12 protein-coding genes and 1 pseudogene are annotated in these 11,530 nt (G+C 75.7%); 2 read left to right on the forward strand and 11 right to left on the reverse strand.

Going from position 1 to position 11,530, the window contains the following annotated elements; all coding sequences use genetic code 11:
• Positions 1-262, reverse strand: a pseudogene (locus tag FN207_RS25855) (DUF222 domain-containing protein); the annotation flags it as partial.
• Between the two features lie 136 nt (positions 263-398).
• Here FN207_RS25855 and FN207_RS25860 point away from each other — a divergent pair.
• Complete coding sequence (locus FN207_RS25860; RefSeq protein WP_221888415.1) at positions 399-1,058, forward strand: formylglycine-generating enzyme family protein; 660 nt, start codon at positions 399-401, stop codon at positions 1,056-1,058.
• Positions 1,059-1,062: 4 nt separating this feature from the next.
• Here the strand turns inward: FN207_RS25860 and FN207_RS25865 are convergent, their stop codons facing one another.
• Positions 1,063-2,226: an MFS transporter gene (locus FN207_RS25865; protein ID WP_185938592.1), complete on the reverse strand. Its 1,164-nt coding sequence runs from the start codon at positions 2,224-2,226 to the stop codon at positions 1,063-1,065.
• Positions 2,227-2,284: 58 nt separating this feature from the next.
• Here FN207_RS25865 and FN207_RS25870 point away from each other — a divergent pair, with 58 nt between their 5' ends.
• Complete coding sequence (locus FN207_RS25870) at positions 2,285-2,770, forward strand: cupin domain-containing protein (protein ID WP_246066384.1); 486 nt, start codon at positions 2,285-2,287, stop codon at positions 2,768-2,770.
• A 40-nt stretch (positions 2,771-2,810) separates the two neighbouring features.
• On the opposite strand, the gene FN207_RS25875 is transcribed toward FN207_RS25870, so the two are convergent.
• The 9 genes from FN207_RS25875 to FN207_RS25915 all read right to left on the reverse strand — a co-directional run bounded on the left by FN207_RS25875 (position 2,811) and on the right by FN207_RS25915 (position 11,476).
• Positions 2,811-3,746 (reverse strand): alpha/beta hydrolase, encoded by a 936-nt coding sequence (locus FN207_RS25875; protein WP_142461333.1) that lies wholly within the window; start codon positions 3,744-3,746, stop codon positions 2,811-2,813.
• A 37-nt stretch (positions 3,747-3,783) separates the two neighbouring features.
• Positions 3,784-5,295: a flavin-containing monooxygenase gene (locus FN207_RS25880; protein WP_142461334.1), complete on the reverse strand. Its 1,512-nt coding sequence runs from the start codon at positions 5,293-5,295 to the stop codon at positions 3,784-3,786.
• Positions 5,296-5,356: 61 nt separating this feature from the next.
• Positions 5,357-6,208 carry an ABC transporter permease gene (locus FN207_RS25885; RefSeq protein ID WP_142461335.1) on the reverse strand — a complete coding sequence of 284 codons (852 nt, stop codon included), beginning with the start codon at positions 6,206-6,208 and terminating at the stop codon, positions 5,357-5,359.
• The gene (locus FN207_RS25890; RefSeq protein ID WP_142461336.1) at positions 6,205-7,176 is read right to left on the reverse strand and encodes an ABC transporter ATP-binding protein; all 972 of its coding nucleotides are present in this window, start codon (positions 7,174-7,176) and stop codon (positions 6,205-6,207) included. Before FN207_RS25890 ends, FN207_RS25885 begins: the two co-directional genes overlap by 4 nt.
• Positions 7,173-8,255: a hypothetical protein gene (locus FN207_RS25895; RefSeq protein WP_142461337.1), complete on the reverse strand. Its 1,083-nt coding sequence runs from the start codon at positions 8,253-8,255 to the stop codon at positions 7,173-7,175. The genes FN207_RS25890 and FN207_RS25895 overlap by 4 nt, the downstream gene beginning before the upstream one ends.
• The gene (locus FN207_RS25900) at positions 8,239-8,748 is read right to left on the reverse strand and encodes a sigma-70 family RNA polymerase sigma factor (protein ID WP_221888416.1); all 510 of its coding nucleotides are present in this window, start codon (positions 8,746-8,748) and stop codon (positions 8,239-8,241) included. The genes FN207_RS25895 and FN207_RS25900 overlap by 17 nt, the downstream gene beginning before the upstream one ends.
• Positions 8,749-8,896: 148 nt before the next feature.
• Complete coding sequence (locus FN207_RS25905) at positions 8,897-9,313, reverse strand: cupin domain-containing protein (protein WP_142461338.1); 417 nt, start codon at positions 9,311-9,313, stop codon at positions 8,897-8,899.
• Between the two features lie 117 nt (positions 9,314-9,430).
• Positions 9,431-9,634, reverse strand: a complete 204-nt coding sequence (locus FN207_RS25910) for a cold-shock protein (RefSeq protein ID WP_093578422.1) — start codon at positions 9,632-9,634, stop codon at positions 9,431-9,433.
• Between the two features lie 531 nt (positions 9,635-10,165).
• Positions 10,166-11,476 carry a cytochrome P450 gene (locus FN207_RS25915; protein WP_142461339.1) on the reverse strand — a complete coding sequence of 437 codons (1,311 nt, stop codon included), beginning with the start codon at positions 11,474-11,476 and terminating at the stop codon, positions 10,166-10,168.
• Between the last annotated feature and the right edge of the window lie 54 nt (positions 11,477-11,530).

Here is an 11,530-nt window from a genome sequence, read left to right on the forward strand (position 1 = left end):
CCGCGTCGGCAGCCTCGCCCAGCGCGGGCAGGTGCTCGAGCGCTCGCCCGTTGCGCACCAGCCGCGACGCCTCCGGGCCCGAGAGCCGGCAGTGCCTCCGCAGCCACGAGGCCATCGACTTCTGCCCGTCCCGCTCGGGTGCCTGCTCGAGTTCCGCCGCCCGCACGCGGCGGGCCAGGGCGGCGTCGATCCGGTTGCGTTCGGCGACCAGCGCGGCGACGTCGTCGAGGACGTCGCCGCCGCCCAGCTCACCCGAACACATGTACGAAGGGTACCGCCGCAGGGACGGCTTCGCAGCGTGAATCCCCAGCTCAGAACCTCGTCCACAGATCCGGCAGGACCCTTGACCCGGCGGATCAGGAGGGTCCGTAGCGACCGGGCAGTAGCCTCCCGCGACCGTGGAGACGACCGCGCCCGACGCCATGCTGCCGATCCCGCCGGGCCGGGTGACCCTGTCCGACCGGCGGACGCAGCGCACGTGGACGGTCGAGGTCGACGCGTTCGAGCTGGCGGCCGTCCCGGTCACCGCCGAGCAGTACGCGCGGGTCACCGGGGAGCACCGTCCGGGAGGCCGGCTGCCCGTCACCGACGTCAGTTGGGAGGACGCCGTCGCGTTCTGCGCCGCGCTGTCCGCGCAGGAGGGACGCACCCCGGCGTACCGCACCAGCGGCGGGGAGGTGACGTGGGACCCCGCGGCCGACGGCTACCGGCTGCCCACCGAGGCCGAGTGGGAGCACGCCTGCCGGGCCGGCACCACCGGCGCCCGGTACGCCCCGCTCGACGACGTCGCCTGGTACCGCGGCAACTCCGGCGAGCGGCCGCACCCGGTCGGCGGCAAGGAGCCGAACGCCTGGGGACTGCACGACGTGCTGGGCAACGTCTGGGAGTGGTGCTGGGACCTCTACGACCCCGAGGTCTACGGCAGCTACCGCGTGCTGCGCGGCGGCGGCTGGTTCGACGAGCACTGGAGCTGCCGGGCCTCCGTGCGGCGGCGCAGCCACCCCACGCTCCGCATCGACGACGTCGGCTTCCGGCTCGCCCGCTCCGTGCCGCGCTGAGGGGTCACCGGCGCAGTTCGAGGGCCAGCCAGCCGGCCAGCGCCACCGGCACCGCCGCGAACGCCGACAGCGCCGCGACGGTGCCGACCTGCGAGCCGAGCCAGGCGAGCAGCAGCGGGGTGCCGAACCCGGCGTAGGCGAAGGCGTAGAACGCGCTGTTCATCGCCCCGCGGGTGTGCGGCGGAGCCAGCCGGGCGGTCAGCGTGAGCCCGGCGGTCAGGCAGAGCCCGGCCCCGCCGCCCATCAGCGCCGACGAGGGCAGCAGCAGCGCCTCCGAGCGCGTGACCACCGCGGCGACGCCGATGGCGATCCCGATCGCGCCCAGCAGCATGCCCAGCGGCGCGGCGCCGCGCTCGAACCGGCGGCCCACCCGCGCGGCGACGGCGCTGGCGCCCAGGGCGAGCCCGCCGACCAGGCCGGCGTACGCGACCCCCACGCCGTCGGGCACGACCAGCAGCGGCAGCACGGTGGCCGCGACCGCCGGGAAGGCGAACACCCCGACGGCGGTGGGGGCCAGGACCGCCCAGAACGGCCGGCGCGCCTCCGGCGGCAGGCCGAGGGTCATGAGCCGGCCGGGCCGCCGCTCGTGCACCGTCTCCGGCACGGTCAGCAGCGCGCCGAGCCCCACCACCAGCACGGCCACGTGCACCAGGTAGGGCAGCGTCGTCGGCGCGGGCCCGTACTGGGCGAGCAGCCCGCTCATCGCCGGGGCGATCGCGAAGCCCAGCGACGACGACACCGCGCCGCGGGTGGCCGCCGACTGCTGCCCGTCGGGGCCGGCGAGCTCCTGCAGCCACGCGTTGGCCACCGAGAACACGACCCCGGAGACGACGCCCTGCAGCAGCCGCCCGGTGTAGAGCAGCGGCAGCGAGCCGGCCGCCGGCACGAACAGCAGCGAGCACAGCCCGGCGAGCAGCGCGAACGGCAGCACCAGCGCCCGGCGCCCGAAGCGGTCCGACGCCGCCCCGGCCACGGTCAGCGCCGCGACCAGCCCGATGGCGTAGCACCCGAAGACGGCGGTGAGGTCGGCGTCCGACAGCCCCAGCGTGCGCCGGTAGACCAGCAGCAGCGGCGTCGGGATGTTGGTGCCGAGGGCGACGGTGAAGAGCCCGAAGGTCAGGGCGTCGAGGCGTCGGCGCCTGTCCCGCTCCGTCGCGGCGTCCAGCACCCGGCGGACGCTACCGCCCCGCTGCCAGGATGGACGCCCCGTCCGCAGAGGAGCCGACGTGTCCCTCCACCGGCACTACCCGCCCGACCTCTACCGGGGCACCACCGGGGAGGTCAGCGCCTGGCTGCGCCCGACCGGGCAGCCGCCGGACACCACCTCGGCCGGCGGGGTCACCTGCGAGTTCCTCGCCACCGGCGCGCAGACCGCGGGCCGCTTCGGCCTGTACCGCTGGACGTTCGGCCGCGAGGCCTCGGGGCCCGGCCCGCACTTCCACCGGTCGATCTCCGAGCAGTTCTACGTCCTGTCCGGAGAGGTCGAGGTCTACGACGGGCGCACCTGGGTCACGGCGGGGGAGGGCGACTTCCTCTACGTCCCCGAGGGCGGGATCCACGGCTTCCGCGGCGGGGACGGTGCCTCGATGCTGCTCCTGTTCGCCCCGGGCGGGCCGCGCGAGGAGTACTTCGAGACCCTCGCCCGCGGGACGCAGATGACCCCGGAGGAGCGCGCGGAGTTCATGCTCCGCCACGACACCTACTGGGTCTGACGGGGCCGGCCGCGGCGAGGCGGCCGGCCCCGTCGGCCGGTCAGCTCCGGATCAGCTCGCCGAAGCGCGCGCAGCTCTCGTCGATCGCGGCCTGCGCGCCCGGGGAGAAGGGGCCCATGTCGAAGAAGCCGTGGATCATGCCGTCGTAGCGGCGCACGTCGGCCTGCACGCCCGCGGCCTCCAGCGCCCTGCCGTAGGCCTCGCCCTCGTCCCGCAGCGGGTCGAACTCCGCCGTCACCACCACCGCCGGCGGCAGGCCGGACAGGTCGGCGCCGTGCAGCGGCGAGAGCCGGGCGTCGCGGGCGTCGTCCCAGGCCCCGGCGTAGTGGCCGTAGAACCAGTCCATCGTGTCCTTCTCGAGGAAGTAGCCCTTCGCGTTCTCCACGCGGGAGGGGTACTCGCCCTCGGCGTCCACGGCGGGGTAGATGAGCAGCTGGCCCACCAATGGCGTGCCGTCGTCGCGCAGCGTCTGGGCGACGACGGCGGCCAGGTTGCCGCCCGCGCTGTCGCCGGCCAGCGCCAGCCGCTGGTCCCCGCCGAACTCCCCGAGGTTCTTCGCCACCCAGCGCGACGCGGCGACGGCGTCGTGGGCGGCGGCGGGGAACGGGTGCTCGGGCGCCAGCCGGTAGTCGACGGCCACGACGACGGCCCGCGCACCGCGGCAGACCTCGCGGGCCATGTTGTCGTGGGTGTCGAGGTCGCCGATCACCCAGCCGCCGCCGTGGAAGAACACGACCGTGGGGAAGGGACCCTCGCCCTCGGGCCGGTACACCCGCGCCCTCAGGTCGCCGTCCTCGCCGGGGACGGTGCGGTCCTCGGTGGCGCCCACCGGCACGACCTGCTCGGGCGTGCGGGCGCCGTGCGTGAGCTGCAGGTACAGCGCGCGCCCGGCCTCCGGCGAGCCCTCGTACATCGGCGGTGCGCCGGACTGCTCGAGCATGGACAGCAGGGCGGCGATGTGCGGGTCGACCGGCACGGGGGGATCTCCTGACGTCGGTGTCGGGGTGGGTGGATCAGCGGTACACGAGGGAGCCGTCGTCCAGGTCCACCTGGGGCAGCACCTCGCGCTCCTGTTCGTACTCCATGAGGTGGGTCCACGGCTCGCGGTCGCCCTGCCGGAACAGCACGTGCTGCGAGCGCACGACGTAGCCGGCGTTGAAGTTCTCGGGGTCGCACCACGGGCGCACCTGCATGCCGGCGTCCCCGGGGCGCAGCTCGGGCACCACCGTCCGCGCGCCCTTCTCCTCCATGTGCCCGAACAGCCGGGCCACCAGGTCGCAGACCAGGTCCACCCGCAGCGTCCAGCTCTGCCGGAAGTAGCCGAAGACGTAGGCCAGGTTCGGGACGCCGCTGATCATCACGCCGCGCCAGGTGAGGCGTTCGGGGAAGCGCACCGGCTCGCCGTCCACGGTGAACTCCACCCCGCCGAACGCCGACAGGTCGAACCCGGTGGCCGTGACGACGACGTCGGCGGGGATCTCCTCGCCCGACGCGGTGCGGATGCCCGTCTCGGTGAACGTCTCGATCGTGTCGGTCACGACCGAGGCGCGCCCCTCCCGCAGCGCGGCGAACAGATCGCCGTCCGGGACGACGGCGATGCGCTGCTGCCACGGCCGGTAGCGGGGCGTGAAGTGGCGCTCCACGTCGAAGCCCTCGGGCAGCAGCGGCCGCATCGACTCGATCAGAAAGGCGTGCAGCTCCCCGGGGGACTCGAACGACATGCGCGTGAGCTCGTCGCGCTGGGCGATGTAGGCCCGGCGCAGGATCTCGTGCGTCCACTCCTCCGGGACGTCCAGCGCGCGCAGGGTCACGGCCAGCTCGTGGGTGACCGGCGGGGCGAGGAAGTACGACGGCGAGCGCTGCAGCATCGTCACGTGCCCGGCCTTCTGGGCGATGGCGGGGACGAGCGTTGCGGCGGTGGCCCCGGACCCGATGACGACGACGCGCGTGCCGGAGAGGTCGAGGTCGTCGGGCCAGGCCTGCGGGTGGACGACGGTCCCGGTGAAGCGGTCGGTGCCCGGCCACTCCGGCGTGTGCGGGCGCGCGTGGTCGTAGTAGCCCTGGCACATCCACAGGAACCCGGTGGTCATCCGGAGCTGCTCGCCGGTGTCGCCGCGGGTGACCTCCACGGTCCAGCGGGCGTCCTCGCTCGACCAGGAGGCGGCCGTGACTCGGTGCCGGTAGCGGATGAACGGGGCGAGGCCGTCCTCCTCGATGACCTCGTCGAGGTAGCCGAGGATCTCCTCGCCGGCCGCGATGGCGGGGCCGCGCCACGGCTTGTACCGGTAGCCGTAGGTGAACAGGTCGCTGTCGGAGCGCACGCCGGGGTAACGGTGGGTCCACCACGTCCCGCCCCGGGCCTCCTGCGCGTCGAGGACGGCGAAGGTGTGGTCGGGGAACCGCTCGCGCAGGGTGTGCGCGGCGCCGATGCCCGAGACCCCGGCGCCGACGACGAGGACGTCCACGTGCTCGACGCCGTCGGTCCGCTGCGGAGCCCCGGTCGGTGCCGGTGCGGTCGTGGTCATGGAGCGGCCTCCCCCTGGACGTGACGCGGGTCACGGACGCTACCGCCCGGCCCGCGCCGCCCTAGAGGTCGCGTCGGGAGAACGCCATCCCGGCCAACCCCAGCACCACGGCCACCCACAGCGCGGCCCAGGCCAGGTAGGTCGCCGTCAGCGGCGCCTCGGAGAAGAACGGCGACCCGCCCAGGTCGGGGGCGAACTGGGTGAGCAGGCTCGGGTCCTGGAAGGCGTTCATCGCCCCCCGCCACAGCCCGTCGGTGGGCAGCAGCATCCGCGAGACCGCGCCCACCCGCGCCACGCCCTCGTTGCCCAGCGCGTCACCGATCCCGCCGACGACGCCGGCGATCCAGGTGGCGCCGAACAGGCCGACCGCGACCACGCCGGAGGCCATCGGCGAGATCACCGTGGACAGCAGCAGGCCGAGGGTGAGCAGCACCGCCGTCTGCGCGGCGAGCAGCGCCAGGCCGGCCACCGGCCGCGGCGGCCAGTAGCCCACCGTCACCTGGACGACGACGAACTGCGCCAGCCCGGCCAGCGAGACGAAGGCGCCGCCGAAGGCCACGAGACCCAGCCACTTACCCACGAGCACCGTCGAGCGGCGCACCGGGCGGGCCAGCATCGCCAGCGCCGTCCCGGACTCGACCTCGCCCGACAGCGTCGGGCCGGCGAGGAACGCCGTCCCCAGCGCGGCGATGAGGCTGAACCCGAACATCACCAGGTTGAGCACGGTCGACGCCGCCAGCCGCGCCTCGCCGCTGGTGAGCCCGCCGAACTCCGCGTCCAGGCGCGCGAAGCCCCACGCCGAGAGCCCCAGCAGGAGGAGGGTCAGCACCGCCAGCGAGCGCAGCACCTTGCGGCGCGCGGCCTCCCGCAGGGTGAGGCCGGCGAAGGTCAGCACGGTCCGGACGGCGGTCACGACGACGCCCCCGGACCCTCGCGGAGCACCGCGAGCAGCCGCTCCTCGAGGCTGATCCGGCCGGGCTCGACGGCGTGCACGCCCACCCCGAGGGCGACCAGGTCGGCGACGAGGGCGGGGACGGCGGACTCCTCGTCGTCGGACAGCGTCACGGTGAACCACTCGCCGCTGCGGGTCAGCCGGCCGGTGGCGGCCAGCCGCGCCTCGGCCCGGGCGTCCACGCCGTCGAGCCGCAGCCGCAGCTCCCGGGAGCCGAGCAGCTCGGCGAGCGTGCCGGCGGCGGCGACCCGGCCGCGGTCGAGGATGACCACGCGGTCGCAGACCCGCTCGACCTCGCCGATCAGGTGCGAGTTGAGCAGCACCGCGACGCCGCGCTCCTTGAGCGAGAGCACGAGGTCGCGGACGTCGACGCGGCCGAGCGGGTCCAGCGCGCTGGTCGGCTCGTCGAGGACCACCAGCTCGGGGCGGGCCACCAGCGCGACGGCCATGCCCAGCCGCTGCTGCATGCCCTTGGAGAAGCCGCCCACCCGGTCGCCGGTGCGCTCGCCGAGCCCCACCAGGCCGAGGACCTCGCGCTGCTCGGCCGCCGGCACCGCGGCGCCGGAGAGCCGGACGTGCAGCGTGAGCACCTCGGCCGCGGTGAGCCAGGGCTGGTACCGGAAGAGCTCGGGCAGGTAGCCGACGCGCGCCCGGGCCTGCGGGTCGCGCGCCGGCCGCCCGAGCAGGAGCACCTCGCCGGCGTCGGGCCGGACCAGGCCCAGCAGCATCTTGATGACGCTGGTCTTGCCCGCGCCGTTGGGCCCGAGCAGGCCGAGGACCTCGCCGCGGCCGACGGTGAAGGAGACGCCGTCGACCGCGGTCCGCCGTCCGTACCGCTTGCGCAGGCCCTCGCACCAGACCGCCGGCGACGGCGGCAGGTCGGCCAGGAGCCGCTGCGCCGTCGCCGTGGAGTCGGCCGGGGCCGTCACTCCTGCAGACCCCGGGCGACGGCGAGCACCTCGTCGGCGTCCAGGGAGCCGGCGACGGCGGTGACCACGCCGTCGGTCACCCACACCACGCCGGCGACCGAGCCGTCGCGCGAGGTGAGCACCGTGGCCGGCGCGCCGTCCACGTCGGCGACCGCGCTGGTGGCCAGGCCGGCCGGCACGGGCAGCGGGAGCGTCGTGCCGTCGCCGGAGAAGGAGCCCAGCTGGGCGGCGAGGTCCTCGGGCAGGCCGGGCAGCGACAGCAGGTAGTCGCGGGCGGTCTCGAACGGGACGCCGGAGGAGTCCGCGGTCGGGGCGACGACGCGGGCCACGACCAGGCCCGGGGCGCCGCTGCCGCTGGTCCACACCGCGGCCACGCCGGGACCGGCCGAGAGCCGGAACCGGCCGCCGTCGAGACCGGCGGGCGGGGGCGGCAGCGTCTCACCGGCCGCGGCGGCGGCCTCGGCCGCGCGCTCGGCGGAGAAGGTGAACTCCACGACCGCCCGGTCGCCGACCTGGTAGGCCGGGTCGCCGCCCACCCCACCGGGGAGCTCGTCGACCTGCGGCACGGTCAGGCCGGTGGCGTCCTCGGCCGCGGCGGCGTCGGGCACCTCGCGGACCCCGGGCTCCTCGACCACCTGGGCGGTGCCGTAGGCGGACAGGTCCGGCAGCGCGACCAGGTCGGCCTGGGTGACGGTGACCGGCGCGATCTGCTCGGTGCGGAAGACCTGCAGCCAGTCCGCGGCCGCGGCCGCACCGCCGCCGGCGAGCAGGGCGGCGACCCCGACGACGGCGACGACGGGACTGCGCAGCCGGTTGCGCCACCGGCGGGCCGGCGCGGGCGCGGTGGCCCGCCGGCGCTCGTCGACGGCGACCGTGTGGGAGAGCCGGTGCCACGCGGCGTCGACGTCCGGGACCGTCCCGGTGTCGAGCGCGGCCGAGACGGCGACGGCGTCGCGCTGGGCGGCGGCCAGGCCGGACAGGCACACCGGGCAGCCGGCCACGTGCTCGCGGTCGGTGTCGGCGACACCGGCCGGCTCGTCCACGAGCCGGCGCAGCGTGCCCTCAGTGGGATGACGCATGACGGGACAACTCCTCGCGCAGGGCGGACTCGGCGCGTCGGACGGTGGTGCCGACGCTGCCGGGGGACAGATCGAGGGCGGCGGCGACCTCGGCGTAGCTCAGGCCGCTGTGCCGCAGGACGAGCGCGACCGCCTGGCGCCGGGGGAGGCGGGCCAGGGCCGCGCGGACGCGGCGGCGCTCGTCGAGGGTGACGACGTCGTCGGCGACGTCGGGCACGGTGGGGTCGGGCTCGGCGGCCGTCTCCTCGCGGGTGGCGCGGCGGCGGCCGGAGCGGAGGTGGTTGAGCGCGGTGTGCGCCGCGGCGACCGACAGCCAGGCCGGCGCCTCACCGGCCGGTACCGCGGTGCGGGCGAAGGAGAGGAAGACCTCCTGCGCGACGTCCTCGGCGCCGTCGCGGGAGCCCAGCACCCGGGTGGCGACGGCGACCACGCGGGGATAGGCGGTGCGGAAGACCTGCTCGAGGTCGGCGCGGACGGCTCCTCGTCCCGACACGGCTCCGCCGTCCTCCCGCCTGGTGCGCTCCGCCGCCCGGCCGCGGGACAGCACGGCGGCCGGCGCACTGACACGGTGCCCCACGACGTCCACGTCTGTAGAGCACCGCCGCGCCCCCGGATGTGACACGGCGGCGCGGGACCTGCGCTCAGGTGAGCCCGGGGAGGTTGACGACGACCGCCTCCTGGCTGCTGCGGGCGATGACGACCACGGCCTCCTCGTCGGTCGGGTTCTCCTCGCGGTGCGGCGTGAACGGCGGCACGAAGACGTAGTCGCCGGGCTCGGTGGCCAGCCGCACCTCCTCGCCGTCGCGGGCGAAGACGAACACCGGCCGGCCACGCAGCACGTGGATGGCGGTCTCGGTGTCGCCGTGGTGGTGGTCGCCCGAGGAGGTGCGCGGGGCGACGTGCGTCTGCCCCATCCACAGCCGCTGCGAGCCGACGGTCCGCGCGGAGACCGCCTCGCGCCGCGTCATGCCGCTGGTCTGGCCGGTGTCGCCGCTGAGGTCGGCGGCGCGGACGTGCCGCAGCGGCCGGTGCCAGTCGTCGTGCCCGTGATCGCCCACGGCTGCAGTGGACCACCGGTCCGGCCGTGCGGTCGACCCCCGGAAAGCGGCGCCCCCCACAGACGACGAGGGCCCCGCGGTCAGTGACCACGGGGCCCCCGTCGGGGAGTGCTGCGCTCAGATGGCGCGGACGTTCTCCGCCTGCGGGCCCTTCTGGCCCTGCGTGACGTCGAACTCGACGCGCTGCGCCTCGTCCAGCGAGCGGTAGCCGCTACCGGTGATGGCGGAGAAGTGGCAGAAGACGTCGGGGCCGCCGCCGTCCTGCTCGATGAAGCCGAAGCCCTTCTCGGCGTTGAACCACTTCACGGTTCCCTGGGTCATGTCGATCTCATTCCGTGCTGGGGTGTTCGGGACCAGCGAGTGCCGGTCCCGGGTCGCCGCACCGACCGGCAGGACCGAGAGGAACGTCAGGCAGAGACGACTGCGGACGTTCGGAAACGAAGCAGAGGCACGACAGCGACCGATCACCAGTGTACGGGGTGCCGGGCCTCAGCGGGGAAGAGGCAGGTCACCGGTGCCCCGGAGGGGTCACCAGCGCAGTGGGTCGGTGACCCGGGAGTGCGCCGTGCGGCAGGCCCGGCAGTTGCCCCACGCGACGAGCGCGAGCGGCGTCGTCGGGGCACCGCACTCGGGGCAGTCGACGGCTTCGGCCGAGCGCGTGCGCGCCTCGGCGACCTGGCGGGATCGTTCCTCGTGGATCGTCTCGTCACCCCGGCAGGGGCAACCGAGATGAGCCTCGGCGCAGCGTCCACGGTGTGTGGGGATGGGGCCTCCTCGTGCCACCTCGACGCTACCCCGCCCGTCGATCCCCGCAGGGGACGTCGCCGGGCGGGGTCCCCCGGGCGGGGGTCGTCAGGCGGGGACGGCGGGGCGGTCCGGGGTGGGCCGCACCGCCCGGCCGAGCGTGACCGGCATCGACGCGTGGCCGCGCAGGATGATCGTGCCGCGCCGCCGCGACGGCCCGGCCGGGGCGAGGTCGGGGAAGCGCTCGAACAGCGCCCGCAGCGCGACCTCGCCCTCCATCCGGGCGAGCGCGGCGCCGAGGCAGAAGTGGATGCCGCTGGAGAAGGCCACGTGGTCCCGGGCGTCGGCCCGGGTGACGTCGAACTCGTGCGGGCGGTCGAAGACGCGCGGGTCCCGGTTGGCCGCGGCCAGCACCAGGATCACGAGGTCGCCCTCCCGCACCGGGACGCCGGCGACGGTGGTGTCCCGCCGCGCCCGCCGCCCGGTGCGCTGCACCGGCGACTCCACGCGCAGCACCTCGTCGACGGCGTTGGGCCACAGCGACGGGTCCTCGGCGAGCAGTCGGCGCTGGTCGGGGTGGGCGAACAGCCGCTCGGCGCCGTTGCCGATGAGGTTGACCGTCGTCTCGAACCCGGCGCCGAAGACCAGCAGCGCGGTGGCCAGCAGTTCCTGCTCGGTGAGCCCGCTGCCGTCGTCGTCGAGCATGCCGACCAGCGCGGACAGCAGGTCCTCGCCGGGGTCGCGGCGCAGCCGCCGCAGGTGCCCGCGGAACCAGGTGTCGAGCTCGCCCAGGCTGCGCTCGACGGCGCGGAAGGTGCGCCAGTCCAGTCCCATGTCCAGGCTCGGCGAGGCGGCGTCGCCCCAGGCGAGGAACTGCTCGCGCATGGCGACCGGGACGCCGAGCACCTCGGAGATGACCGTGACCGGCAGCAGGCTGGCGTAGCGGGCGACGAGGTCGGTCCGCCCGTCGCCGGCGGCGGCCTCCCGCTCGAGGTCGTCGAGCAGGTCGTCGGCGATCGCGCGGGTGCGCTCGCGCAGCCCGGCGACGGCGCGGGCGCTGAACGCGCGGCTGACCAGCCGGCGGTAGCGGGTGTGCTCGGGCGGGTCGACGGCGAGCATGGACGGCGGGTCGATCGGCCCGACGCTCGGCCGCGGCCCGGCCAGCCGCAGCACCCTCTGCAGCACCGGCGGCAGGCCCTCGGTGCGCGACCCCGCGATCTGCCCGAAGTCGGCGCTGCGCAGCACCTCGGTGCACACGTCGTGGTGGACGCTGACCTTGGAGAAGGCGCCGCCCACGAACGGGGCCGCGGTGCGCAGCCGCTCGTAGTGCGCGAACGGGTCCTCGCGGACGGCGGCGTCGCGCAACACCTGGGCGTCGGCGTTGCCGCCGCGCGCCCGGGCCCGGATCGCCAGCCTCATCACCCCGTGCGTCGCGGCCCACCGTGCTCCGCTGCGCACCGTCCCGTCCCCGTC

The sequence above is a fragment of the Geodermatophilus aquaeductus genome, from assembly GCF_900182545.1.
GTDB classification, from domain to species: Bacteria; Actinomycetota; Actinomycetes; order Mycobacteriales; family Geodermatophilaceae; genus Geodermatophilus; species Geodermatophilus aquaeductus.

Excerpts from the sequence above, each read along its gene's own strand:
- FN207_RS25880 (WP_142461334.1), bottom strand. The coding sequence starts at position 5,295 with ATGACCACGACCGCACCGGCACCGACCGGGGCTCCGCAGCGGACCGAC.
- FN207_RS25895 (WP_142461337.1), bottom strand. The coding sequence starts at position 8,255 with ATGCGTCATCCCACTGAGGGCACGCTGCGCCGGCTCGTGGACGAGCCG.
- FN207_RS25910 (WP_093578422.1), bottom strand. The coding sequence starts at position 9,634 with ATGACCCAGGGAACCGTGAAGTGGTTCAACGCCGAGAAGGGCTTCGGC.
- FN207_RS25915 (WP_142461339.1), bottom strand. The coding sequence starts at position 11,476 with ATGAGGCTGGCGATCCGGGCCCGGGCGCGCGGCGGCAACGCCGACGCC.